This is a genomic window from Streptomyces sp. NPDC093085 (assembly GCF_040683935.1).
In the GTDB taxonomy this organism is placed as follows: Bacteria; Actinomycetota; Actinomycetes; order Streptomycetales; family Streptomycetaceae; genus Streptomyces.
In genome coordinates this window covers 14,511-39,492 of record NZ_JBFBFB010000006.1, presented here as the reverse complement: position 1 = coordinate 39,492, position 24,982 = coordinate 14,511, and the positions used below count along the sequence as shown (strand labels likewise).

Below are 24,982 nucleotides of genomic sequence, written 5' to 3'. Positions count from 1 at the left end.
CGCGAACGTTCGCACGTCTGATAACACCCTCCCCCACCTCCGAACTGACCCCTTCCTCTCGAAGAGGGAGCTGTTTGCCGTTCCATTGCATGCTGCTAGGGTCCCTCCTTGGTCTCCATATTTGTGAACTTCCCGTGGGGGGAATCGGTGTCAGGTCTGCGGGCGAAGTCATTTCGTCGTTCCATACGCCGGGTCAACAGACCTGTGCGCACTGTCCGTTGGGTCGCGCTGTCGCTGGTGGTCTATCTCGTGGTGGGGCTGCTGGGCGGACCGGTGGCCGCCGCGGCCGAGCTGGATCTGCTGGGGTTGAAGAAGCCCGAGCCGGTTCCCACCGCCGCGGCCACGCAGCGCACGCTCGCACGCCCCGACCAGACCGCACGGCACAACGGGGAGACGGCGAAAGGGGCCTGGCCGAAGCCGGGCACCACGCGGATATCGGTCCCGCGTACACGCGGCGGCACCGGTCGGGGCCACGCCGGCTCCCTTCCGGTCCAGTTGACGCGGCCCTCCTCCCAGCGCTCCGCGTCCGCCGGCCCTGATCAAGCGCGGGTGCAGGTCCTGGACCAGAAGGCGGCACAGGCTCTGGGCATCGACGGGGTCCTCGTGGCGGTCGAGCCCGTGGCGGGCGCGGCGGGCACGGTCGACCTGCGGATCGACTACAGCGGCTTCCGGAACGCGATCGGCGGTGACTGGGCATCACGCTTGACGCTGCGGCAGTTGCCCGCCTGCGCCCTGACGACTCCGCAGGCCAAGGGGTGTGGAACAACCACGGCCCTGCGAGCGGTCAACGACACCGACAGGGCAAGCGTGTCGGCACCGGTCGCCCTTCCTCCCGCATCCACCATGTCCGCCGCATCCACCGGCGACGGACAGGAGACCACCCCCGTCGTGAAGGCGGCGGCATCCGAGCGCTCGGCCACGGGCCTGTCGGCGAGCGGGCAGTCCGTCCTTCTGGCCGTCACGGCGGCAGCGTCCGGCGCATCCGGTGACTTCAAGGCCACCTCACTGGCCCCGTCCGCCTCCTGGGCGGCCGGTGGCAGCAACGGCGGGTTCACCTGGACGTACGACATCGACACCCCTGAGGTGCCCGGCGGGCTGGAGCCCGACCTGTCGCTCGCCTACTCCTCCCAGTCGGTGGACGGCCGCACAGCGGCCACCAACAACCAGGCCAACTGGATCGGTGACGGCTGGTCCATGGAGCCCGGCTACATCGAGCGCCGGTACATCCCCTGCACCGACGACACCAAGAACAGCAACGCCACCGGCAAGGTCGGCGACCAGTGCTGGAAGAAGGAAAACGCCGTCCTCAACCTCGGCGGCCACACCTCCGTCCTCGTCAAGGACGACTCCGTCAAGGACGACCCCGAGGGCGAATGGCGCCTGGAGAGCGACGACGGCACCAAGGCGGTCAAGCTCACCAGCGCCAACCGGGGCAACGGCGACAACGACGGTGAGTACTGGCGGGTGACGACTCCCGACGGCACCCGGTACTACTTCGGCTACAACCGGCTGCCCGGCTGGGCCGAGGGCAAGCCGGAGACCAACTCCACCTGGACCGTGCCGGTCTTCGGCAACCAGAGCGGTGAACCCTGCCACGCCGCCGCGTTCAAGGACTCATGGTGCCAGCAGGCCTGGCGCTGGAACCTCGACTACGTCGTGGACCCGCACTCCGACGCCATGGCCTACTACTGGGAGAAGGAGACCAACTCCTACGGCCTCAACGTCAACGACACCACCGGCGCCTCCACCGCCACCGAGTACACCCGGGGCGGCTATCTCAAGCGCATCGAGTACGGCCTGCGTTCCAACACGATGTACGGCAAGAAGGCGGCCGGCAAGGTCGACTTCACCGTCTCCGAACGCTGCCTGAGCACCTGCGGCACCTTCGACAAGGCCAACGCGAAGAACTGGCCGGACGTGCCGTTCGACCAGTACTGCGCCCCGGGCACCGAGTGCAAGGACCGCTACTCGCCCTCGTACTGGAGCCGTAAGCGGCTCACCCAGATCGACACCTCGGTCCTGACCGGCGGCGCGTACCTGGCGGTCGACACCTGGAAGCTGGCCCACGACTTCCCCGCCACCGGTGACGGCACGGACCCCGCCCTGTGGCTGAAGTCCATCGCCCGCACCGGGCACACCGGTACCGGCGACGTCACGCTGCCCTCGGTCACCTTCAAGGGCCAGCAGTTGGCCAACCGCGTCGAGGGCGCCACCACCGGCGGCAGCGCAGACCCCGTACCTCCCCTGGTGCGCTACCGCGTCTACGGCATCGACACCGAGACCGGCGGCACCATCGGCGTCACCTACTCGGCCGCCGACTGCAAGGCCGGAAGCGTGCCCGCCCCCTCCTCGAACACCCGTCGCTGCTACCCGGTCATGTGGTCTCCCCCGGACGCGCCCGGCACCGGCTACGAGCCGTACCTCGACTGGTTCCACTCCTATGTCGTCACCCAGGTCCTGGAGTCCGACAACACCGGCGGAGCCCCGGTCCGGCAGACCGACTACGCCTACCTCGACGGACTGGCCTGGGCCAAATCCAAGGACGACGAGTTCACCCAGGCCAAGCACCTCACCTACGACGACCGCAAGGGCTACGGACGTGTCCAGGTCCGCACCGGCGCCGGCGCCGATCAGCGGACGCTGAAGGAGTACCGCTACTTCCGTGGCATCGACGGCGCCCAGGTCAAGGACGAGGAAGGTATCGCTGTCACCGACCGTGAGGCCTTCGCCGGTATGACCCGCGAAGAGGCCGTGTTCGACGGTGACGGCGGCAAACTGATCACCGCGACCAGCTACGAACCGTGGCGCTCCGCCGCGACCGCCACCGAGTCCCGCTCGGAGGGGCTGCCCGCGGTACGGGCGTATGCCACCGGTATGGCCGGCGAGAAGACCCGTACCGCCGTGGGCGCGGGCCGGCGCACCACGCAGACGAACCGGACCTTCGACGCCTACGGGCAGGTCGTGACCGAATCCCGGCTCGGCGACACCGCCAGGACCGGCGACGAGGAGTGCACGACCACCACGTACAACCGCAACACAGGCAGCAATCTCCTGAACCTGGCCTCCGAGATCAGGACCGTCGCCAAGGCCTGCGGGACGACTCCCGCGCTCCCCGCCGACCTGGTCTCCGTGGCCCGCTACTACTACGACGGCGCCACGAGCCTCACCACCGCTCCGACCAAGGGCGACGTCACCCGTCTCGACGAACAGGACGCGGCGGGCACCGGCTACCTCACCACCGCCACCACCAGCTACGACCAGCACGGACGGGAACTCACCGAGACCGACGCCCTGGGCCGGAAGAACACCGTCGTGTACACCCCGGCCACCGTCGAGCCCCCGACGTCGATGACCGAGACCAACTCCCTCGGCCACACCACCACCGTCGAGTACGACCCCGCCCGCGGCACCACCACGGCCACCGTGGACGCCAATGGCAAGCGGGCCGACGCGGTGCACGACGGGCTGGGACGGGTCCTGAAGGTCTGGGGCACCGGGTGGACCAAGGCGGACCACGCCACGCAGCCGTCCACCGAGTTCACGTACACCGTCTCGAAGAGCGCCCCGAACGCCGTCGCCACCAAATCCCTCCAGTACGACGGCTCTTACGCGACGTCGTACGTCCTCTACGACGGTCTGCTGCGCGAGCGGCAGACCCAGGCCCCGGCCATCGGCACCAAGGACCGTGTCGTCACCGAGACGCACTACGACACCCGTGGCTTCGTCTGGAAGACCTACGCCCCGTACTACGCCACAGGTGCCCCGTCTAAGACGCTGGTGAACGGCGCCGACAACAAGATCCCCGCCGCCACGGAGACCCTCTATGACGGGGTGGGCCGGGAGACCGCCGCGATCTCCCGTACCTTCGGCGACGAGAAGTGGCGCACCACGACGCTCTACGACGGCGACCGCACCACGGTGATACCGCCGAAGGGCGGTACTGCGACCACCGTCGTCACCGACGCCCTGGGCCGGACCACCGAGCGCCTCGAATACACCAACGCGGCCCGGACCACGTCCCAGAAGACCGCCTACACCTACGGTAAGTACGACGAACCCTCGGTCGTCACCGACCCGGCGGGCAATACCTGGACGTACACCTTCGACAGCCGTGGCCAGCAGATCGCGGCGGACGACCCGGACAAGGGTGCCTCGACCACGGTCTACGACAAGCTCGGGCAGCCCACGTCGACCACCGACGCGCGCGGTGTCACGCTGACCCGCTCCTACGACGAACTCGGCCGCGCCACCGAACTGAAGCAGGGCAGCACGCTCCTGGCGAAGTGGAGTTACGACACCGTCGCCAAGGGCCAACCCGCCGCCGGCAGCCGGTACCTCGACGGCAAGGAGTACCGTACGGCCACGGACGCCTACGACGACAGGTACCAGCCCACCTCCACCACGGTGACCGTCCCCTCCCAGGCCGGCGCGCTCGCGGGCAGCTACACCTGGACCTTCGGCTACAACGCCTACACCGGCCAGCAGGAATGGATCAGGCACCCTGCGGTCGGAAACCTGCCCAGTGAACGCCAGACCACCATCTACAGCGAGGGCAACCTTCCCCAGAAGACCACCGCGGGCTCCATCACCCTGGTGAACTCCACCGCCCACGACGTCTTCTCACGCCCCGTACGCATCGAGTACGGAACGCTCGGCAAGAAGGTCTACACGTCCCGGGTGTACGACGAGCACACCGGCCGGATGACCCGGCAGACCACCGACCGCGACCTCGCCCCCCAGCGCATCGACGACACGTCGTACGCCTACGACCCGGCGGGCAACATCACCGGTATCACCACCGCCGGCGGCCAGGATGCCGCCAAGACCGTGGACACGCAGTGCTTCACCACCGACCCGCTGGGCCGGCTCAGCGAGGCGTGGACCGCCAAGTCCGCCTGCACCACGGCCCCGTCGTCGACCACGGTCGGCGGACCCGACCCGTACTGGCAGACCTACGGCTACGACAGCCTCGGCAACCGCACCCAGCTCGTCGAACACGCCACGGGCACCCAGTCCGGCTCCGACGCCACCACCACCTACACGCATCCCGCGGCCAAGACGGGTCTCCCCCACGCCGTACGGCAGACGAAGACCACCGGCGGCCCCGACAACGGCCGCACCAGTACCTTCGCGTACGACAAGGCCGGCAACACCACCGAGCGTGCCATCGGCTCCCGGACGCAGAAGCTGACCTGGGACGCCGAAGGCCACCTGGCCACCCTCACCGAATCCGGCGCCACCAGCAGTTACGCCTACGACGCCGACGGCAACCGCATGATCACCAAGGACGCCGACGGAAGCCAGACCCTCACCCTCCCCGGCGGCAACGAACTCAAGGCCACCAGCACGGGAGCCAAAGAAGCCGTCCGCTACTACACCCACGAAGGTGAAACCGTCGCCGTCCGCACCGGCAGCGGCTTCTCCTTCCTCCTCTCCGACCACCAGGGCACCGCGATGGCCGCGGTGGGCATGACCACCCTGGCCCTCACCCGCCGCAAACAACTCCCCTTCGGCCAGACCCGCACCGAACAGACCGAACAGATCCCCGGCACCCGCGGCTTCGTCGGCGGAACCAACGACCCCACCGGCCTCACCCACCTGGGCGCCCGCGAATACGACCCCACGCTGGGCCGTTTCCTCTCCGTCGACCCGGTCATAGACTTCGACGACCCCGCCCAGATGAACGCCTACAGTTACGCCCACAACAACCCGGTCACCCAGTCCGACCCCACCGGCCTCCGCCCCGACGGCCCTGCGGGCGGCGCGACCTACAGGGACGACTACTGGGCCGACCAGCGCGGCATGAACGCCGGGTACACCCTCGGCAAGAACGGCAAGTGGACCTGGAAGCAGACCCCGAAGAAGGACAAGGCGTCCCAAAAGAAGTACGCCGCATACAAGGCGAACCCGTCCACCTACAAGGTCTACCACTACAACCCGAATACTGCGGCGAAAGCAAAAGCGGAAGCTGCGGCACGGGCAAAAGCCAGGGCAGCAGACGAGGCCCAGGCCGCCAAAGCCGCCAGGAAAAAAGCAGAAGCAGAACGACGCAAAAAAGATGGAATATGGGGGAATATTGGACGCGGCATTAGCCGAGCATGGAATAACACAACGGACTTTGTACACAATCATCAGACAGCGCTCGGATGGGTCGGCGTCGGCCTCGGGGTAGCATCCATGATCACGCCACTCGGCGCGATCGCCACCGGAGCCATGATCGCCAGCTTCGCGTTGGGCGCGATAACAACGGCAGACTCGTGTATATCCAAACAGTGGGGCAGTTGCGCTATAGGCGTGACAAGCCTTGGACTGGCGGGCGCCGCACTGGGGGCGGCCAGAGTGGCAAGCTCGGCAAGCAGGGAAGCCTCAGGAGCATGGATACCGAAACGTCTCGGCCTCCAGGCAGTGTCGGCAATTATGAGGTTCGGCAGCCACAACCTCAACATCCAATCAATTGCCTGGACATTCGCCGGAACAGTATCCGGCGGAAGAATGACCGATAAGAACTGAGCATCACAGATGGGATCAAACAAATGACGGACGCACCCAGAACGCAAGAACTCAAGGAAGGCGAAAAAATCCCTTGGGGCGCACGAATTCGGTTGCACAGGGCCCTCAAAAAGGGCCAAACAGGCCTCCTACTGCACGCCGAAATCAGAGAGCCGCCACGCAGCATTTCTCCCCACTGGAGCACTGTCTGGGTCAGCGAAAGCGGAGAGCAGCTTTGCGCGTGCAGCAAAGTCGAAAGACTCCCCAAATTCACAGAACTCAAGCCGGGGATTCATAAAATAAAATTCATCGTAACTCGCCGAGGAAAGGACGACACATCATTCGCTAGGGAAATTAACCTAGGAAAGGGGGATATTTTCGTTGCGCTATGCGATCCCGTACAGCCGAATGTATTCTACAGAAAAAGCAAGGAAGTGGATCACTGGCGGCTTGGCATAATCTCTTCCTCTAACAACGGCTAACACAATGAGGTGGACCGCCCCTGGTTGCCGTGTCCGGGACAGGAGTTGAGCGTTCGGCCTGGTGTGGGGACATCGCCTTGGATCGTGTCGGATGAGCTGTGGGACCGCCTGGGGCCGCTGCTGCCGCAGCGTGAACGGCGCTTTCGGTACCCGGGCCGCAAGGCGTTACCGGACCGGGAGGTGCTGTGCGGGGTCCTGTACGTGCTGCACACCGGGATCCAGTGGGAGTACCTCCCGCAGGAGCTGGGTTTCGGGTCGGGCCGCGCCGCAGGCCCGACTCGCCGTTCGCCGACCGCGGCTACGACATCTACCGCGACCAGGTCCGCGATCGCGGCATCGTCCTCGCCATCGCCCGCCGCGGAACACAACACGGCACCGACGGGCACCTACCGCTGGGCGGTGGAGGGAACCTTCGCCTGGCTGCACGGCTTCCGACGCCTGCGGATCCGCTGGGAACGACGGGCCGACATACACGAAGCGTTCCCCAGACTCACCTGCTGCCTGATCAGCCACCGACAACTCAACTCATTGTGTTAGCCGTTGTAACAGAGGCTACTCAGGGTGAACTCGTGTCGTGTCGTTGGTTAGGCGAGTCTGACGGTCAGGCTGGTCTCGGCATATCAGGGCAACGCAATCGCCCGTTTCCCTTCGGCTTACCGGACCAAGGTCCCTGGAGTACGTGGCGTCGGTGGAGGAGCCTGTTGATCGAAACACCAGCAGGGGCGGAGGAGTCGTCGCACTCCCCCACCCCTGCGGTGCGCACTTTCAGGAAGGGAAGAGCAGTGTTCAAGGATCGCGAGAACGAGACCCTCCGGCGGATATCGTTCAAGATCCTGTCGTGGGTCTCCACCATCGCTTTTGGACTGGCTGCGGCGGGCCTGACGATCAGCCTCACCTACAGCTTCGAGAGCGGCCCGACATTCGGCGTGGCCGCCTGCCTGTTCACCATCGCACTCATCGACGCGTCTTGGGCTCGCATATCGTGCTCGGGCGCGCCGTCGTGACGGTCGTCAACCCGTTGGTCACCTACACGGTTCCGTACGGCGCTGTCACGGAGGTGCGGGGCGGGGGTGGCGAAACACTGAATCTGGTCACGAGAACAGGGGACGAGATCCATTGCACGGCATTCGGCGGGTCGGTCATCGACAGCTTCGTCGGATCTGCCGCCCGTTCCGCGGAGCGCATCGAGCAGCGGGTGAAGCGTAGGCGCAAGACGGCGCCTCAAGCACAGATGACGAAGAAGCTCACCGTCTCGTGGATCGCCGATGTCTGCACTGTCGGCGCTACAGCGTGCGTGATCACGGCGGCAGCCCTGGGGGGCTGAATAGATATCCTCGCGGACGACGCGCCCGCGAGGACCTTCACCACCTGCGAGGCGACCGCCGGGACCAGAGGAAACCAATGCACCTCGCAGAAGCAACCAGAAATCAGATGTCCGGGAGCGGGCAGATGATCCTGCTCATCTCCATCGGATCAATATTCACCCTCACGGGAATATCCTTCCTGAGAAAATTCCGCAGCCCGGGCCAGAGCAACGTGGATCACCCACGCAGGATTTCAGAATTCGAGCAGCACTCCACACCGGAAACGCGAACACAGCTCGCGCTATTCGGAATAGCCTTCAGCCTTTTCGGAGTCGGCGCCCTACTGGGAGCCATCTTCATCATGCTCACATAAGGAAACAGGATGAGACCCGACGCCCACTTCGACACATACGCAGCAGCGAGTGCGCGCACTTCCCCCGGAGCCGACATCACTTCCATCATTTTTTGCGCGCTACTTGCAATGGTCGGTTTCGCCCTTGCCTTCAACCTCAAGGACAGTGCAGACCGTTTCTACGAGGTGACCTCGAAAATGACTCTCGGCTTCGTAGGCAGCGCAACGCCGAAAACCCTTCGTTTCGTGGGCGGGGGTGTGGCCGCCCTCGGGACAACAGGGGTAATCGTGGAACTGGTCGCTGGACTCACCTGACGGGTGTCTGGTTCGAGAGGCTGGGTGAAGAGCCGGAGGGTGGAGAGGTTGCCCATAGAGGTGGCCGCTTCGGTCCAGGACGCAAGCTGATCGCTTGAGGTGGGCGCGCTCATGTACCCGAAGGAACACATGTGCTCGCCAAGCATCGTCGGTCTGGTGCAGTTCACCGGGACGACTTCGGGCTGGACCCGGTCGCCCTCGGGCAGGGCGCTGGGATGGGGTGAGGATCCATCGCGTGATGGCGCGGGCCGACGGCAGACGGGGGTCAACGAATTGAGGCTCGTCTCGAAGATTCCTGCTGCCGTGGGCGCCGGCGCCGATGCGGTCGCGCCGGACAGCCCTGTTCCCGCATCTCCTCCCACCAGCTTCCAGGGGGGGCGTTGGTGCAGCAGTATCCGCGGCTTTCGCGTTTCGGTGCCGCGGTTTCGCGGCCGGTCCGGGCGTGCGGTGTCACCGGTCGACGAGCCCTTTGTCGACCATGCTGCGGCCCGCGGATGCGACGGCCTCTGCGCTCGGGCGCGGGTTCCAGCCGAGGATCCTGTGTGCTTTGTCGGTGGTGAAGTGCCGGGTGTAGCCGAGGTTTTGCGCGGCCGAGGCGAGCGCGGGGCTGGTGGCGGCGCCGGCCCGCACAGCGTCATCGGGGATCGTCTGGGCCGGTACGCGGTCGGCGGCCGGCCCGAGTTCGGTCCGCAGGATCTCGGCGATCTGCGCCATCGTCAGCGCGGGGTCGCTGCCCAGCAGGATCCGCTGGCCGGCGGCTTCGGGAGCGGTCATGGCGGTGACGTGCGCCGCGGCGACGTCGCGCACGTCGACGACGGGGAACGACAGGTTCAGCAGGCCGGGCACGCTGCCGGCCAGCAATCGCTGGATCATGAGGTTGCCGCCGGAGAGCTGCGTGCCCAGGGCCGCGCCCATCACGGCGACCGGGAGCAGCGTGACCAGTTCCGGGTGTCCGCCCCCGGCGGCGGTGAATTCCCATGCCGCGCGCTCGGCCAGAGTTTTGCTGCGCCCGTAGGCGTCGGTTCCGGGCCCGTCGGGGACGGTCCAGTCCTCCTCGGTGAACACGTGGCCGTCGTGCGGGTGTCCCCAGGCGACGGCGTGGAACGCCGAGGTCAGCACGACCCGGGTCACCCCGGCGGCGCTGGCCGCCCGCAGTACGCGAAGGGTGCCCTCGCGGGCCGGGTCGATGATCTGTGTCTCGTCCTCCACATGGCCCGGCATGACCGGTGAGGCTACGTGGATGACGTGGCCGATGCCGTCGAGCGCCTCCGGCCAGCCGTCGTCACAGGTCAGATCTGCGGCGGCGAACTCAAGGCGGTCACCGGCCGTCATGCCTGCCGTGGTCAGGGCGGCACGGACGGATTCCGCACGGTCGAGGGTGCGGACGGTGGCCCGCACCCGATGCCCCCGGGCGAGTGCTTCGAGGATGACGTGACCTCCGATGAAGCCCGATCCTCCGGTCACCAGAACGCACTGCCGGAACATTCCGCCCACTCCCGTCTGATATGCGATATATACGATGCGTGACTTGTGCCTGTCCGCACCTGTCCTGGCCAGGATGCGGGTGCGCGGGCCCATTCCGGCAGGTCCCTCGTGATCCTGGTAGCGGCAGGGACAGGCACCCGCCTCCTGCCGCGCCTACGCTGGTGGCCATGGGCGAGAAGACGAATCTGCTGGGCGAGTACCTGCGCGCCCGCCGCGACCTCGTCACGCCCGAGCAGGCCGGCATCCCGGTCCTGGGAGCACGCCGTGTCCCGGGGCTGCGCCGGGAGGAGGTCGCGATGCTCTCGGGCATCAGCGCCGAGTACTACCTGCGGCTGGAACAGGGTCGCGACCGCCATCCCTCGGTCCAGGTACTCCAGTCCATCGCCCGGACACTGCTGATCGAGGACGAGACCTACCTCCTCGGCCTCGTGGCGGTCCGGCCCCGACGGAGAAGCCGGCGTCCGCGCCGTGAGACCGTCCCGCCGAGCACAGCCCGGCTGGTGCACACACTGAACCTGCCGGCGTTCGTCGAGGGCCGCTACCTCGACGTCCTGGCCGCCAACGCTCTGGCCTCCGCGTTCTCACCACGCCTGGCCGTGGGGCGCAACCGGCTCAGGGACGTCTTCCTCGACGAGGCCGAAGCGGCGATGTTCCCCGCATGGGAGGGGACCACCGCCGGTCTGGTCGCGAGCTTCCGCAACTCGGTCGGCACCGATGCCGACGACCCGCGTGTGATCGAGCTGGTCGGCGAGCTCTCGGTCGCCAGCCCGCAGTTCAGACGTCTGTGGGCCCGCCATGACGCCGGAAACCCGCGAACCAGTGCCACCATCACCTTCGACCACCCCCAGCTCGGCCCCGTCACACTGGACCGCGAGAAGCTCCTCATCAACGGAACCGACGGCATCATGCTCGTCATCTACCACCCCGACCCCGGCTCCCCGAGCGCCGAAAAGCTGGGCCTGCTCGCCTCCGCAGCGCTCGGTCCTACGACTTCCGGAACCACCACGGCCCCCTCGGACACGGTCTGAACCAGCACCCGCGAGCAACACTTCGCCGCGTGGCACGGGTGCCTCGGCGCGGAGCCGATCGCGCGTCGGCAGCGGCTTCTCCTTCCTCCTCTCCGACCACCAGGGCACCGCGATGGCCGCGGTGGGCAGGACCACCCTGGCCCTCACCCGCCGCGAGCAACTCCCCTTCGGCGTCGAGCCATGTGCCGGCGCGCATGATGACCCTGCCGCGCGGTTCCGGCTCGCCGCGCCACGCGAGGACGGTTTTCGGGAGCACGCGCAGGTACAGGAAGGGCCCCTCTTCCTCGCGTGGTCTCGGGCGGGGGCTCCGGTGCGATCCGGGTCGGGGGCTTCATGAGGGACGACCTAGCCACGTGGGGGCCGGTGCGCCTGGGGCTCAGGGCCTACTCCCCGTGACCGAGGGCGCACGTCGGTCTGTTCGTTCTGTGGCTGGTTGGTTAGGGTCGCGCCACGAATGACGGGAGGGGGGCGGGTGACGGGGGACGGGGGACGGGGGACGGGTGAGTGGGGCTACGAGGAGCTGGGGTGCCTGTGGGGCTGGTGGCGTTGGCTCTGGGCGGGTTCGGGATCGGGCTGACCGAGTTTCTGATCGCCGGGCTGCTGCCGCAGGTGGCGGGGGATCTCGGGGTGTCCGAGGCCGCGGCGGGGTGGCTGATCTCCGGGTACGCGCTGAGTGTGGCCGTCGGGGCGATCCTGCTCACCGCCGCCACGGCGCGGCTGCCCCGTAAGACGGTGCTGGTCGGGCTCGTGGGGCTCTTCGTCGTGGGGAATCTGCTCTCGGCGGTCGCGCCCGGCTATCAGGTCATGCTGGTCGGGCGGGTTGTCGCGGCGCTCTGTCACGGGTCGTTCTTCGGGATCGGGTCGCTCGTCGCGCGGAGTCTGGTCGCGCCGGAGCGGAAGTCGCGGGCGGTGGCGGTGATGTTCGCCGGGCTGACGGTGGCGAATGTGCTGGGGGTGCCGTTCGGGGCGCTGGTCGGGGAGCGCTGGGGGTGGCGGGCGGCGTTCTGGGCGGTCACCGGAATCGGAGTGCTCGCCCTGATGGGGATCGTGCTGCTGGTTCCGGCCTGGGCGGGGGAAGCGGGGGGAGGTTCGCCGGGGCCGCTGGGGGTGCGGGATCAGATCCGTACGTTCAAGTCGGCACAGGTCTGGTTGACGCTGGGCGCCACCGCGCTCGGATACGGCGGGATGTTCGGGGCGTTCAGCTACATCGCGTATACGTTCACCGAGGTCAGCGGCTTCTCCTCGGGCGATGTCGCCTGGCTGCTCATGGTGTACGGGGTCGGTCTGGTCGTCGGCAATCTCGTCGGAGGGCGCGCCGCCGACCGGGACCGGGACCGCGCGCTGCTCCTCTCGCTGTTCGGGCTCGCTGTCACGCTGGGGCTTTTCGGGGCGTTGGCCGGTAGTGCGGCGGCCTCCGTTGTGCTGGTGTTCCTGATGGGTGCGTTCGGGTTCGCGAGCGTGCCGGGGATGATCACCCGGGTCACCGACTACGCGCAGGGCGCCGCGCTGGCCGCCAGTGCCAATGTCTCCGCGTCCAACGTCGGCAACGCCCTGGGCGCCTGGCTCGGCGGCCTCGCCATCACCGCGGGTCTCGGGTACGCCTCGCCGCTGTATGCCGGTGCCGGGATCACGGTGGGGGCGCTTGGGGTCATGGGGGTTGCCGTTTATCGGGGCCGGGCACAGGAGCAGGCCCGCCCTCTTTCCGCAGGGGCGTCGGTTTCACGGGCTGGTCCTGCGGTGTCCCCCGTGCGAGCTACGGGGGAGTGTCCTCCGCGCGGTGACGATTCCGGGGCGCCCTCTCCGTAGCGTTCGGGTCGTCGCGGCAGAGCGCCGCGGGGCTCGAAGGAGGCATGGGTTCATGAGGGTTGTCTGGCAGCTCCTGGCTGTCGTAGCGGTCGCCGCGATCGGCGGTCAGGCCACCGCCGCGGTGAGCGAGAACCCCTGGCTCACACTCTTCGTCGGCACGGTGTCGGCCGTACTCGCGGTGCTCGTGTACGGGTGGGTGGTACGGAAGACCGAGCGCCGCCCGTCCACGGAGGTGGCCCGGGAGGGGGCGGTCGGCGCGCTGGGGCGCGGGGTTCTGATCGGCGTCGGGGTGTGCGCCCTGGTCATGGTGAACATCGCGTTCCTCGGGGGGTACGAGGTCCACGGCCTCGGCTCGGTGCCGGGCGCCATCGGGCTGCTCGGGTTCATGGCCGCCGCCGCGGCGACCGAGGAGGTCCTCTTCCGGGGCGTCCTGTTCCGGCTCGTCGAGGAAGTCGCCGGTACCTGGATCTCCTTCGTCCTGACCGGGCTGCTCTTCGGGCTGATGCACCTGGCCAACCCGAACGCCGGCCTGTGGGGCGCGATCGCCATCGCCATCGAGGCGGGCGGCATGCTCGCCGCCGCGTACATCGCCACGCGCAATCTCTGGGTGCCGATCGGGCTCCACTTCGGCTGGAACTTCGCCCTGGGCGGCATCTTCAGCGCCGAGGTCTCGGGGAACGGCACCTCACAGGGGCTGCTGGACTCGTCGACCTCGGGCTCCGCGCTGCTGACAGGCGGCGAGTTCGGCCCGGAGGGGAGCCTCTACACGGTGACGTTCGGGGTGCTGGTGACCCTCGCGTTCCTGTGGCTGGCGCGGCGGCGCGGGAATCTGGTTCCTCGGCGGCGGGCTGAGCGGGCCGGTGTCGGACAGGAGCGGAACGGGCAGGCGCGTATCGGAGAGGGCCGCGCCGGAGAGGGCCGTACCGAGGACGCCGGTACCGGGGAGGCCCGTACCGACCAAGCCCGTACCGGGGAGGACCGTACCGCGTCTGCCGACGCCCCTACACTTCCCCGGTGATCCGACTTCAGCGAGTCCGCCGAGAGGTGCGGCGACTGCGGCGACTGCGGCATCCGCGGGTCCCGGACTGGTGGCGTCGGCTCGACGTCACGGTCCGGGACCTGCCGCTGGGGCTGCTGCTCCTCGTCGGTTCGCTCATCCCGGCCTTCCAGAGCCACGGAACGCAGGTCGGCGGGTTGCCGGCACGACCGTACGACGCCCTCGCCGTCGTCGCGCTCGCCCTCGAATGCTTCCCGCTCGCCGTGCGCCGCAGGATGCCGGCACTCTGCCTCGCCCTGACGTCGGTCGGCTTCGCCGTCGACCAGCTCCGCGGCTACCACTCCCTCGCGGGCACCGGGTTCTCCATCGCGGTGCTGAGCACGGGGGCCCATCTGGAACGGCGCCGGTGGCTCACTGCGGCGCTCTTCTCCGTCGCGTACGCGGCGCTGGCGGTGGCGCTGTACCGGCTCGGTACGACGACCCCGGGGGCGACCGGCGAGACGCCGGACGAACTGGCCACGTTCTTCCTGGCGTTGGCCCTGGTCTGGGGCGCCGGGGCGTGGCTGCGCTCGATCCGGTTCGCGGAGGCCGAGCGCCGGCGCCGGATCGCCGAGGACTCGCGGGCCGCCGAACGCACCCTCATCGCCCGGGAACTCCACGATGTCGTGACCCACCATGTGACGGCGATGGTCGTGCAGGCGGAGGCGGCCCGCTATCTGACCGCCGCACCCGAACGGCTCGGCCAGTCCCTGGGCGCCATCACCGACACCGGGCGCCGGGCCATCACGGATCTGCGCCACCTCCTCGACGTGCTCAACCCCGACCATGGCGTCGACGGCGGCGTGCCGTCGGTGGACCGCATCCTCGCGCTGGTGGAGGACGTGCGGAGGGCCGGGCAGCCGGTGGAGTTCCGGGAGGAGGGGGCCCGGGCGGGGGGAGGAGGGGGTGGCCGGGCCGGATTCGTCGCGTACCGGGTGGTGCAGGAGGCGCTGACCAACGCCCTCAAGTACGCTCACGGGCACCGCACATCGGTCCTCGTGCGGCACGGCGAGAGGGAGATCTCCGTGGAGGTCAGCACGAACGCCCCCGGGGCAGGCGGTAGTTCGGGGGCAGGTCCCGGTGGTGGCGTCGGCGGGAGCGGGCGCGGGCTGGCCGGGCTCCGGGAGCGGGTCGACGGGCTGGGCGGCGAGTTCAGCGCGGGGCCGGTCGCGGGTGGCGGTTTCGTCGTACGGGCGCGGATACCGGCGGAGAGCACGCTTTGACCGGGGGGACGGGGAACGGGAACGGGGGCGGAGTCGGGGGCGGAAGCGGAAGCGGGGTGGAAGCGGACCGTACCTCCGGGAGCCGGGCCGGAAGCGGGGCGGAAGCCGACCGTAACGCCGTGGGCGGGACCGCGCCGATCCGGGTGCTCATCTGCGACGACCAGGTCCTCATCCGTACCGGCCTCGCCACCATCGTCGACGCCCAGCCCGATCTGGAGGTCGCGGGCGAGTGCGCGGACGGGCGGGCCGCGGTCGACCTGGCCGCCCGGCTCCGCCCGGACGTGGTGGTGATGGACGTACGGATGCCGGTGCTCGACGGCATCCAGGCGACCAGGCTGCTGGCCGGCTCCGGGGTGGCGCGGCCGGTGAAGGTGCTCGTGGTGACCACGTTCAACCTGGACGAGTACGTGTACGAGGCGCTGCGCGCGGGGGCCAGCGGCTTCCTCCTCAAGGACGCGCCCCCGTCCCAGCTCCTGCACGGCATCCGTACGGTGGCCGCGGGCTCGGCCCTGCTGGACCCCGAGGTGACCCGCCGCCTCGTCGGGAGATACGCCGCCCGGATCCGGCCCGCCGGCCACCCGGCCCCGGACGATCTTCCGCTGACGCCACGGGAGTTGGAGGTGCTGCGGCTCATCGCGGACGGGAACTCCAACAGTGAGATCGCCGCGGCGCTGGTGATCAGCCAGGAGACGGTCAAGACGTTCGTCTCCCGCATCCTGAGCAAACTCGGGCTGCGGGACAGGGTGCAGGCGGTGGTGTACGCGTACCGGCAGGGCCTGGTGACGTAGCTCTGGTGGGAGGCCCCGGCAGCCTGTTGCCCGGCGGATTCACGGGCCCGGAAGGTCACCGGAAGGTCATGGGTAGGGGCCCGCCCGGAAGGTCACGGGTAGAGGCCCGCCCGGAAGGTGAACGAGACGAGCTGTGCCCGGTCCCGCGCGCCGACCTTCGTCATCGCCCGTACCGCGTGCGTCTTCACGGTGAACGGCGACACCGACATCCGCGCCGCGATCTCGTCGTTGCCGAGCCCGCCCGCGACGAGGGCGACCACGTCCCGTTCCCTCGGGGTCAGGGCGTCGAAGCGGCGCAGCAGCTCCCGGTCGACCGCCGGGGGCGGACTGTCGGTCATGTGTCCGATGAGCGCGGCCGTGGCGGCTGCCGACAGCGCGCCGCCACCGCCGACGACCTCGGTGATCCCGGCGACGAGTTCGGCGGGGCTGACCGTTTTGCTCAGGAAACCGTTGGCGCCCGCGCGAAGTGCGGCGAGAACGATGTCGTCCTGGTCGAAAGTGGTCAGCACGATCACGCGCGTCCTCTCGGGCGGGTGCTCCGCGCGGATCCGGCGGGTGGCTTCGACCCCGTCGATACCGGGCATCCGGATGTCCATCAGGACCAGGTCGACGGGGTGGCGGCGGAGGAAGGGGACGACCTGGAGGCCGTCGGAGAGATCGCCCACGACGACGAGGGCGGGATCGGGCCGGAGCATCACTCTGATACCGGCCCTGATCTCGGCCTGGTCGTCGACGATCAGAATGCGCGTGGTCACAGGGCGACTCCCAGGGGGCTGAACTCCGCGTGGATCCGGAAGCGTCCGTTGCCGTCGTCGATGGTCAGCCGCCCGCTGGAGGACTCGACGCGTTCCCGCATCCCGAGGAGTCCGAGTCCGCCGCCGGAGCCGGGGCGGGTACCGGGGGCGGGGCGGTTACCGGGGGCGGGGTGCGTACCGGAGCCGGAGCCGCCGGCCGAGCTGACGCCCGTACCGGAGCCGCTTCCCGAACCCGAACCGGAGCCGCTTCCCGAACCCGTACCGGAGCCGCTTCCCGAAGCCGAACCGGAACCGGAACCGCCTCCCGAACCGGAACCGCGCACCGCATGCCCGACGCCGTTCTCCACGGTGACGCAGATCCTGCCGTCGCGCTCGCGTACGTCCACCGTCGCCGCCCCCTCCCCATGCCGGTACGCGTTCGTGAGCGCTTCCTGTACGACCCGGTAGACCGTCACCCCGACGCTCGGCTCCACGAAACCCTCCGGGATGTGCACGGAGGACCGGACGTCGAGGCCGATGCCCGCGTAGGAGGCGATCAGCCCCTCCAGGCCGCTGAGTGCCGGTGCCGGCCGGAGCGCCTCGCCCCCGGCGGCACCCCCGGCGGTACCCCCGACGGCGCCCCCGGCGGCCTCGGATACGGCGTCCCCGGCGGCGTCCCCGATCCGCAGGAGCGCGAGGATCCGTTGCGTCTCGACGATGACCGTACGGGCGCTGGACCTGGCCGAGACGATGGCCTCCCGCGACGACTCCGCGCCCTCGGGCAGCCCGATCTCCGCGGCGCCGAGGTGCAGGCTCAACATCGCGACCTGGTGGCCGATGACGTCGTGGAGGTCGCGGGCGATACGGAGCCGTTCCTCGGTCACCCGCCGGGTGGCTTCGATCTCGCGGGTGGCGATGGCCATGTCGGCGCGTTCCTCCAGGGTGAGCCAGTGCTCCCGGTGGATGCGGAGCGCGGCCCCGGTCGCGCCGCCCGCCACGGCGGAGAAGAGCGCGGCGGCTCCGACGACCGCGCCGCCGCGGAATCCTCCCACCGTCATGAACGCCCCCAGGAAGAACGCCGCCACGATGCCGGTCCCCACCAGCGGCCGCTTCCCCCTGAGGGTGGCCGAGAACAGCACGAGCACCGCCATCATCCACACCGACAGCGGGTCGTGGCCCACCGCCGTGACGGCGAAGGACGCCGCGCCCGCCACGACGAGCCCGGCCCACGGCCACCGCCAGGAGAGGACTACGCCGCCGCCGGCGAGGAGGACGGAGAGGGCCGTCGGCCCGTCCGAGCCGCGCAGGACCACCGCGACGATCTGCCCGGTGAACACGAGCGCGGCCACCACGTGGGCGACGAGGTGCAGCGCCTCGGGGCGGCGGACCCACAAGGGGGTCCACAGGGGTGCTCCCGGCCCGTCCTGACTCTTCTCCGCCTTGACCATGGCCTGATTGTCGTCGACCGGTGCTGCGGCCATGTACTTCGTTCGAAGTACGCGGTCCGTCCCGATGCCCCCGAGACTCCTCCCCGAGGCGACCGTCTCACACCGTCACGATCACCACACGGGACACCCGATGACTCACCGCACAGCGACGCCGAACACGACACTCTCCGGACTCCGATCGCTCCACCTGATCCGAGTCGTCTTCTCCCTGGTGTGGGTGACGCTCGTCGTCACCACATCCGCCTCGCTCGTGTCGCCGGACAGGCCCACGGCGATCGCGGCCGTACTGCTCGTCGTCTACCCCCTGTGGGACGTCGTCGCCACGCTCCTCGAACACCGTATGACCAGCGCCGCAGCCGACGCCGAAAGGGACACGGAAAGGGGCACCGAAAGGGGCACCAGCACCGACCGCGCCGGTACCGACCGCGCCGGTACCGCCAACGTGGCTCTCGGCCTCGCCGCCACCGCCGGGATGGTCATCGCCGTCTTCTCCACCATCGGGACGGCCCTGCTCGTGTTCGGCGTCTGGGCCCTCCTCGCCGGAGCGATCCAGCTTGCCGTGGCGGTACGGCGCCGGCGTACCGTCGGTGCGCAGTGGCCCATGGTCATCAGCGGCGGGCTGTCCGTCTTCGCCGGAGCGTCCTTCGCCGTCATGTCCGCCTCGGCGACGAGCGACCTGTCCTCCGTCGCCGGGTACTCGGCCTTCGGCGCCTTCTGGTTCCTTGTCTCCGTGATCGCCCTGAGCATCCGGGGCCGCCGCGAAAAGCGCTGACCACTGCCGTGGCCGGGGACGCTCGCCGGCCGACCGTTTGGCAGGTCCATGCGGTGCCCCCGCGCGCGCCGAGGAAACCGGTCCGCATTAGGATCACCGGCCATGGCGAAACGCAAGGTCCGGCGGCAGGCCCGGAAGATACTCGGCGAGGATCCCGTGGCCCTGGTCTGGTGCGAGCTGCACGGGCCCATCCCCACGCCGCCCAAGGAGATTCAGCGGGCCGCCGGCAAGGTCCGCCTCAAGCCGAAGCACCACTGGCTGTATTACGTCGCGATCGTGGTGGGCTGCTTCATCTTCATCCCCCTGATGCTGATCGACCAGCTCGACAAGGCGCTGGACCGGCTGCTGGCGGGGAAGCAGGACCGCGCCCAGCGTTCCGGCGGCAGCGGCAACGGCGGCGCCAAGCGGCGCGCCGAGCGGCGTCCTCCGCCGAACCGCGTCTTCGACGGCGACTGGAACCTGGCCGCCGGCCAACTGCTCCTGCGCTGGTACGCCGACTCGCCCAACGCCCGGCGCCTGGTGCTGCTGGGCAGCGACCGTATCCATGTGGCCGCGTCGCCGGGCCGCCGGCTCTTCGCGACGAGGGCGGACAACTTCCAGACCGTCAGGGAGTACGCGCACACCGAGGTCCGCGCCGAGGGCGACGCGGGCCAGCCGCGCGGCTTCGCCACGTTCCGGCTCCGCTTCCCGGACGGTTCCTGGCTGGAACTGGGCCAACTGCACCGCCCGGACGACGCCGACCACTTCCTCCGTACGATCAGCGGCTGATCGTACGGAGACCGGGAGCGCGGGACGGTCATCCGGCGCGACCGGGGACCGACCAGGGACCGACCGGCACACCATTTTCCGTACCAATCGATACGGAACGATAGGATCGGCCGCATGGAGAGCGAGCCGAAGACACAGCGGGCCCCGATCGGCCGGCCCAGGGAGTTCGACGCGGACGAGGCGCTGGAACGCGCGATGCGGGTGTTCTGGGAGCAGGGTTACGAGGGCGCGAGCCTGACTGACCTGACCGAGGCGATGGGGATCACCCGGACCAGCATGTACGCGGCCTTCGGCAACAAGGAGGACCTGTTCAGGAAGGCCCTGAAGCGGTACACCAGGGGCCCCGCGTCGTACGGTACGCGTGCCCTGCTGGAACCGACGGCGCGGGAGGTGGCCACGGCGTTCCTGAACGGTTCCGTCCACGCCACGACCACCCCCGGGAGCCCGGCCGGCTGCCTGGGCGTCCAGGGCTCCCTGGCGGCGGGCGCCCCGGGCCGCGCCGGCCGGGACACGCTGACCGCCTGGCGCAACGACGCGCTGGCAGAACTCCGGACCCGCTTCGAACACGCCGCCGCCGAGGGCGACCCCCTGCCCCCGGACACCACCCCGGCCGAGCTGGCCCGTTACGTCATGGCCGTGGCCAACGGAATCGCCGTCCAGGCAGCGAGCGGCGCGACCCGCGCCGAACTGCAACGGGTAGCCGACATGGCGCTGCGCCACTGGGCTGCTGGGGGGTGAGGGGGGCCTGGGGCCCTTCGTCCCCGCTGGCGCGGGGCACACCGGACGGCCGGCGACCGAGGCCGAGATCCTCTGGATGGGGTCATCCCCGCTGGCGCGGGGCGGAGACGAACGCGAGCGTGTTCTACGTCGAGTGGAACGGGTCATCCCCGCTGGCGCGGGGTGGAGGTCACCGAGTTCCAGCCCACGTGGCCGCCGAACGGGTCATCCCCGCTGGCGCGGGGCGGAGCCTGGACCTCCGTGCCGGTCGTGTGGTGCCACGCCGTGCGGTACGCCTTCTCGGCCGCGTCCAGCAGTTCGGGGCCGGGATCGGTGGCGCACCAGCAGGTGGGGAAACCGATGCGCAGATAGGCGAGTTCCATGATGCCGTTGCCCAGCGCGGCCTGTTCGAAGTCGATGAACCGTACGCCGGTGGCGGTGTGCAGGTCGTTCCCGGGGCAGGGGTCGCCATGCAGCAGGGCGTGGCCGCCGGCCTGGTCCAACCGTTCCAGCAGGGCGTCCAACTCGGCCCGTACGCCGCTGGGTACGGGTACGCCGAGGGTCCGGGCGAGCCGGAGGAACGCCTCGATGTCATCCGGGGTGGGGCCCGACCAGGCCGGGAGGGCACCCATGGCATCGGCATCCGGGGTCGCGACGGCTGTCGCGGGCGGCGCGGGGGCGGCAGCGGTGGTGGCGTGGAGCCGGGCGAGTGCGGTCGCGTACGGCACGATCCAGTCCGGGGCGGGCTTGCGCTGGTCCAGGTGTTCCAGGACCAGGATCCGTTCCTCCGGGTCGGTGCCGAGCAGCGTGGGCACCACGGGCGGGGTGGCGCGGGAGGCGAGTCGGAGGGCGGCGACCTCGCGGGCGTACCTGTCGGTGGCCTCGGGCCCTTCGACAAGTTGCTTGACCACTACGGGGGTACCGGAAAGTTCGGCCCGCCACACGCGTGAGCGCGGGCTGCTCTCCAGCCTGCGAGCGCGCCGGGGTGTCCCCAGCTCGGCCCGCAGCTTCTCCCCGAACACCGGTCGCGACTCCATGCGCCCCATCCTGCCAGCCGGTGCGTTCCCTGGCGCACCCTGTCACGGCCCTGGAGCACCCTGGCACGCCCTGGAGCGCCCGGGAGCGCCCTGGCGTGGGGAGTACGGAGCCGAGGGGGCCGGCCCCTGCCCTACGGCGTGATCACCGTGATCCCCTGCGGCGAGCCCCCGCTCAGCGCCGCCAGCGCCGCCGGGGCCTCCGCCAAGGGGATCGTGGTGGCCACCAGCAGGTCGGGGCGGAGTACGCCCGCCCCGATCTGCCGCATCATCTCGGGATAGGCGTGCGCGGCCATGCCGTGGCTGCCCAGGAGTTCGAGTTCGCGGGCCACCACTCTGGCCATCGGTACGGGGGTACGGGCGGATGCGAACAGCCCTACCTGGACATGCCTGCCCCGGGTCCGCAGGCTCTCCACCGAGGCCGCGCAGGTTTCGGGCGAGCCCAGGGTGTCCAGGGAGACATGCGCGCCGCCGCCCGTCGCCTCCCGTACCGCGCGGGCCGGGTCGGGTTCCGTCTCCGCCGATACGCGGACCGCCGCGCCGAGGCGGCCGGCCAACTCCCTTGCCCCAGGGGTGACATCGACCGCCACGACGCGGGCGCCGGCCGCCGCCGCGATCATCACGGCGGAGAGGCCGACGCCCCCGCAGCCGTGCACCGCCACCCACTCGCCGGGGCGGGTACGGCCCTGGGTGACCACGGCGCGGTACGCGGTGGCGAAGCGGCAGCCCAGGGACGCGGCCGTGGTGAACCCCATGGTGCCGGGGATCGCCACCAGGTTCGTGTCCGCGCGGGGCACGGCCACGTACTCCGCGAACGAACCCGGATAGGTGAACCCCGGCTGCTCCTGCCGTTCGCACACCTGCTGGTCACCCGCCGCGCAGGCGGCGCACGTACCGCAGGCGCAGACGAACGGCGCCGTGACCCGGTCCCCCACCCGCCAGCGCTCGACGCGGGAACCCACCGCCGCCACGGTGCCCGCGAATTCGTGGCCGGGGATGTGCGGGAGGGCGATCCCTTCGTCGTGGCCCATCCAGCCGTGCCAGTCGCTGCGGCAGAGGCCGGTCGCCTCGACCCGTACGACCACGCCGTCCGGCGCGGGCTCGGGGTCGGGCACGTCGTCCCGTACCTCCGGCAGCCGCCCGAACTCCTCGAACACCACGGCCCGCATCCGCACCACTCACCTTGTCCCTCAGGGGCCCCTATTGGATCACCACCGGGAGCCTCCGTGGCGCCCAGGCCCCAGGTCCCCGGCCCCCGGGGTCCCAGGCTCCGGGGCCCATGCCTCCAGGCCCCACGCCCCGGGTCCCCTGGCGCCCCGGGTCCCCTGGCCCCCGGGGTCCCCGGTCGCCGTCATGACCGCCGCAGCCTCCGGAGCTTCAGCGCGTTGTCCGTGCGGGTCATCTCCTCCCCGGACGGGGCGGTCTGGCGGCGTTCGTGCTCGCCGTTGAGCCGCACCTCCCACTCGCCCTCCGGGAGGTCCAGCGACGCCAGCACCTCGTCGGGGGTCGGGAGATGAAGGCCCTCGTGCTGGTCCTCCCAGGGCGGGAGGCCCGCGTGGCCGACGATCAGGAGGGTGCCGCCGGGGGCCACGCGGGCGGCGGCGGTGCGCAGGACCCGCTCGCGGGGGAACGCCTCGGCGGGGGTGTGCAGGAACTGCGCCGACACCAGGTCGTACTCCCCCTCCGGGAACGTCTCCCCCAGGTCGTGCCACTGCCAGTCGACACGGTCGGCCACCCCCGCGTCCGCCGCGTGCCCGGCGGCCCGGTCCAGGGCGACGCGCGAGATGTCGGTGGCCGTGACCCGCCACCCGCGCCCCGCGAGCCAGACCGCGTCCGCGCCCTCACCGCACCCCAGGTCCAGGGCGCGGCCGGGGGGCAGGTCGGTCACCTCGCGGACCAGGACGGCATTGGGGTTGCCGCTCCATACACGGTCGCTGGACGCGTAACGGCCGTCCCAGAACTGCGCGGGCGTCAGGGAGGGGTCGATGGCGTAGGGGTTGGAGGGAGGTGTGGGAGTGGAGGGGGTGAAAGAGGTGGACGGGGTGGACGGGGTACGTTGCGCCAGGGCCCGCTCCGTGTCCGCCGTGACCAGGTCCGCGTTGAGCGCGCCCGCCGCGCGTACGCCGGCCGCCGCCGCGCCGATGACCGTGTCCGCCGGTGTGGTGACGTTGCCTGCGGCCCATACGCCGGGCACCGCCGTCCTACCCGTCGCCACGTCGGCCGGTACGGCGGTGGCGACGACCGTGCCCGCCATCTCCTGCTCCACCGCCGCCAGGCCCAGGTCCCGGAGGAATCCGGCGCGGGCGGTGAAGCGCGGGGCGACCACCAGGGCCGTACGGGGGATGGTGCGGCCCCCGGCCAGAGTGACGCCGGTGAGGTGGTCGCCGGTCACCTCCAGGGACGTCACCTCGCCCTCGACCACCGCCACGCCCCGGGCCGCCAACTGCTCGTACTCCTCGTCGGACGGCTCGGGTCCGGTGTGCAGGAAGAGGGTCAGGTCGTCGGTCCACTGCCGCCACAGCAGGGCCTGGTGTACGGCAAGGGGGCCGGTGGCCAGGACCCCGACCGGCTGGTCGCGGACCTCCCAGCCGTGGCAGTACGGGCAGTGCAGGACCTCACGGCCCCAGCGCTCGGCGAGCCCGGGGACCGGGGGCAGTTCGTCCACGAGGCCGGTGGTCACCAGCAGGCGGTCGCCCTCCGCCTCCGTACCGTCGGTGAGGAGTACGCGGAAGCCGCCATCGGGCAGCGGGCGCGCCGTGGCGACCTCGCCGGACAGGAACGCGGCACCGTATCCGGCGGCCTCCTCCCGGCCCAGGGCGAGCAGGTCGGCCGGGGGTGTGCCCTCGCGGCCCAGGTAGTTGTGGATGTGGCCGGCGGGCGCGTTGCGCGGCTCTCCCACGTCGACGACCAGCACCGAACGGCGCGCCCGCGCCAGGGTCAGGGCGCCGCTCAGGCCGGCCGCGCCGCCGCCGATGACGATGGCCTCGTAGCGCCGGCCGGCGGGGCCGGGCGATTCGGGCCGACCGGGCCGGTCGGGCCGACCGGGCTGGTCGGGCCGGTCGGGCTGGTCGGGCCGGTCGGGCTGGTCGGGCCGGTCGGGCTGGTCGGGCCGGCTACGGGGGGTGGACGTGGGGTGGGTCATGAGAGGGCTGCCTCCGTTCTGCTCCGTTGACGCCGAGCGTCCGCCCATGCCCGCTCCCC

17 protein-coding genes and 3 pseudogenes are annotated in these 24,982 nt (G+C 70.2%); 13 read left to right on the top strand and 7 right to left on the bottom strand.

The genetic code is table 11. The features are described 5' to 3' along the window. Positions 1–204: 204 nt before the first annotated feature. From AB0O07_RS18905 to AB0O07_RS18885, 5 genes are all read left to right on the top strand, one after another. Positions 205–6,510, top strand: a complete 6,306-nt coding sequence (locus AB0O07_RS18905) for an RHS repeat-associated core domain-containing protein (RefSeq protein ID WP_365634413.1) — start codon at positions 205–207, stop codon at positions 6,508–6,510. Between the two features lie 470 nt (positions 6,511–6,980). Beyond that, positions 6,981–7,508: a transposase gene (locus AB0O07_RS18900; protein ID WP_365634410.1), complete on the top strand. Its 528-nt coding sequence runs from the start codon at positions 6,981–6,983 to the stop codon at positions 7,506–7,508. A 245-nt stretch (positions 7,509–7,753) separates the two neighbouring features. Next, positions 7,754–7,975 carry a hypothetical protein gene (locus AB0O07_RS18895; protein ID WP_365634407.1) on the top strand — a complete coding sequence of 74 codons (222 nt, stop codon included), beginning with the start codon at positions 7,754–7,756 and terminating at the stop codon, positions 7,973–7,975. Next, positions 7,972–8,295, top strand: coding sequence for a hypothetical protein (locus AB0O07_RS18890; RefSeq protein ID WP_365634404.1), 324 nt, complete (start codon positions 7,972–7,974; stop codon positions 8,293–8,295). Before AB0O07_RS18895 ends, AB0O07_RS18890 begins: the two co-directional genes overlap by 4 nt. A gap of 362 nt (positions 8,296–8,657) precedes the next feature. Continuing rightward, complete coding sequence (locus AB0O07_RS18885) at positions 8,658–8,942, top strand: hypothetical protein (protein ID WP_365634401.1); 285 nt, start codon at positions 8,658–8,660, stop codon at positions 8,940–8,942. Positions 8,943–9,392: 450 nt separating this feature from the next. Here the strand turns inward: AB0O07_RS18885 and AB0O07_RS18880 are convergent, their stop codons facing one another. Then, positions 9,393–10,520, bottom strand: coding sequence for an aldehyde reductase (locus AB0O07_RS18880; RefSeq protein WP_365634398.1), 1,128 nt, complete (start codon positions 10,518–10,520; stop codon positions 9,393–9,395). Between the two features lie 74 nt (positions 10,521–10,594). Between AB0O07_RS18880 and AB0O07_RS18875 the strand changes: the two genes are divergently transcribed. Continuing rightward, positions 10,595–11,455 carry a helix-turn-helix transcriptional regulator gene (locus AB0O07_RS18875; RefSeq protein ID WP_365634395.1) on the top strand — a complete coding sequence of 287 codons (861 nt, stop codon included), beginning with the start codon at positions 10,595–10,597 and terminating at the stop codon, positions 11,453–11,455. Positions 11,456–11,627: 172 nt separating this feature from the next. On the opposite strand, the pseudogene AB0O07_RS18870 reads toward AB0O07_RS18875, so the two are convergent. Then, a pseudogene (locus tag AB0O07_RS18870) lies at positions 11,628–11,747 on the bottom strand (pyridoxamine 5'-phosphate oxidase); the annotation flags it as partial. 233 nt (positions 11,748–11,980) lie between these two features. Here AB0O07_RS18870 and AB0O07_RS18865 point away from each other — a divergent pair. From AB0O07_RS18865 to AB0O07_RS18850, 4 genes and pseudogenes are all read left to right on the top strand, one after another. Continuing rightward, complete coding sequence (locus AB0O07_RS18865) at positions 11,981–13,261, top strand: MFS transporter (RefSeq protein WP_365634392.1); 1,281 nt, start codon at positions 11,981–11,983, stop codon at positions 13,259–13,261. 52 nt (positions 13,262–13,313) lie between these two features. Continuing rightward, a pseudogene (locus tag AB0O07_RS18860) lies at positions 13,314–14,117 on the top strand (type II CAAX endopeptidase family protein); the annotation flags it as partial. 206 nt (positions 14,118–14,323) lie between these two features. After that, the gene (locus AB0O07_RS18855; RefSeq protein ID WP_365635273.1) at positions 14,324–15,520 is read left to right on the top strand and encodes a histidine kinase; all 1,197 of its coding nucleotides are present in this window, start codon (positions 14,324–14,326) and stop codon (positions 15,518–15,520) included. Between the two features lie 119 nt (positions 15,521–15,639). Continuing rightward, positions 15,640–16,308 carry a response regulator transcription factor gene (locus tag AB0O07_RS18850; RefSeq protein WP_365634390.1) on the top strand — a complete coding sequence of 223 codons (669 nt, stop codon included), beginning with the start codon at positions 15,640–15,642 and terminating at the stop codon, positions 16,306–16,308. A gap of 92 nt (positions 16,309–16,400) precedes the next feature. On the opposite strand, the gene AB0O07_RS18845 is transcribed toward AB0O07_RS18850, so the two are convergent. Next, entirely contained in the window at positions 16,401–17,063 is a 663-nt protein-coding gene (locus AB0O07_RS18845) for a response regulator transcription factor (RefSeq protein ID WP_365634387.1), read from the bottom strand. Next, complete coding sequence (locus AB0O07_RS18840) at positions 17,060–18,490, bottom strand: histidine kinase (protein ID WP_365635271.1); 1,431 nt, start codon at positions 18,488–18,490, stop codon at positions 17,060–17,062. Before AB0O07_RS18840 ends, AB0O07_RS18845 begins: the two co-directional genes overlap by 4 nt. Before the next feature lie 130 nt (positions 18,491–18,620). Here AB0O07_RS18840 and AB0O07_RS18835 point away from each other — a divergent pair, with 130 nt between their 5' ends. The 3 genes from AB0O07_RS18835 to AB0O07_RS18825 all read left to right on the top strand — a co-directional run bounded on the left by AB0O07_RS18835 (position 18,621) and on the right by AB0O07_RS18825 (position 20,768). Further along, positions 18,621–19,262: a hypothetical protein gene (locus AB0O07_RS18835; RefSeq protein WP_365634384.1), complete on the top strand. Its 642-nt coding sequence runs from the start codon at positions 18,621–18,623 to the stop codon at positions 19,260–19,262. A gap of 102 nt (positions 19,263–19,364) precedes the next feature. Further along, positions 19,365–20,030, top strand: a complete 666-nt coding sequence (locus AB0O07_RS18830) for a hypothetical protein (protein WP_365634381.1) — start codon at positions 19,365–19,367, stop codon at positions 20,028–20,030. A 114-nt stretch (positions 20,031–20,144) separates the two neighbouring features. After that, positions 20,145–20,768, top strand: a complete 624-nt coding sequence (locus tag AB0O07_RS18825) for a TetR/AcrR family transcriptional regulator (protein WP_365634378.1) — start codon at positions 20,145–20,147, stop codon at positions 20,766–20,768. A 233-nt stretch (positions 20,769–21,001) separates the two neighbouring features. On the opposite strand, the pseudogene AB0O07_RS18820 reads toward AB0O07_RS18825, so the two are convergent. From AB0O07_RS18820 to AB0O07_RS18810, 3 genes and pseudogenes are all read right to left on the bottom strand, one after another. Further along, a pseudogene (locus AB0O07_RS18820) lies at positions 21,002–21,784 on the bottom strand (aminoglycoside phosphotransferase family protein); the annotation flags it as partial. 131 nt (positions 21,785–21,915) lie between these two features. Next, a complete protein-coding gene (locus AB0O07_RS18815; protein ID WP_365634376.1) occupies positions 21,916–22,950 on the bottom strand; it encodes an alcohol dehydrogenase catalytic domain-containing protein in 1,035 nt (344 codons plus the stop codon). 182 nt (positions 22,951–23,132) lie between these two features. Continuing rightward, positions 23,133–24,923 carry an FAD-dependent oxidoreductase gene (locus tag AB0O07_RS18810; RefSeq protein WP_365634373.1) on the bottom strand — a complete coding sequence of 597 codons (1,791 nt, stop codon included), beginning with the start codon at positions 24,921–24,923 and terminating at the stop codon, positions 23,133–23,135. Between the last annotated feature and the right edge of the window lie 59 nt (positions 24,924–24,982).

Coding starts and splice junctions, on each gene's coding strand:
- AB0O07_RS18885 (WP_365634401.1), top strand. CDS start 8,658: ATGAGACCCGACGCCCACTTCGACACATACGCAGCAGCGAGTGCGCGC.
- AB0O07_RS18825 (WP_365634378.1), top strand. CDS start 20,145: ATGGAGAGCGAGCCGAAGACACAGCGGGCCCCGATCGGCCGGCCCAGG.
- AB0O07_RS18835 (WP_365634384.1), top strand. CDS start 18,621: ATGACTCACCGCACAGCGACGCCGAACACGACACTCTCCGGACTCCGA.
- AB0O07_RS18810 (WP_365634373.1), bottom strand. CDS start 24,923: ATGACCCACCCCACGTCCACCCCCCGTAGCCGGCCCGACCAGCCCGAC.
- AB0O07_RS18840 (WP_365635271.1), bottom strand. CDS start 18,490: ATGGTCAAGGCGGAGAAGAGTCAGGACGGGCCGGGAGCACCCCTGTGG.
- AB0O07_RS18830 (WP_365634381.1), top strand. CDS start 19,365: ATGGCGAAACGCAAGGTCCGGCGGCAGGCCCGGAAGATACTCGGCGAG.
- AB0O07_RS18880 (WP_365634398.1), bottom strand. CDS start 10,520: ATGGGCCCGCGCACCCGCATCCTGGCCAGGACAGGTGCGGACAGGCAC.
- AB0O07_RS18815 (WP_365634376.1), bottom strand. CDS start 22,950: ATGCGGGCCGTGGTGTTCGAGGAGTTCGGGCGGCTGCCGGAGGTACGG.
- AB0O07_RS18875 (WP_365634395.1), top strand. CDS start 10,595: ATGGGCGAGAAGACGAATCTGCTGGGCGAGTACCTGCGCGCCCGCCGC.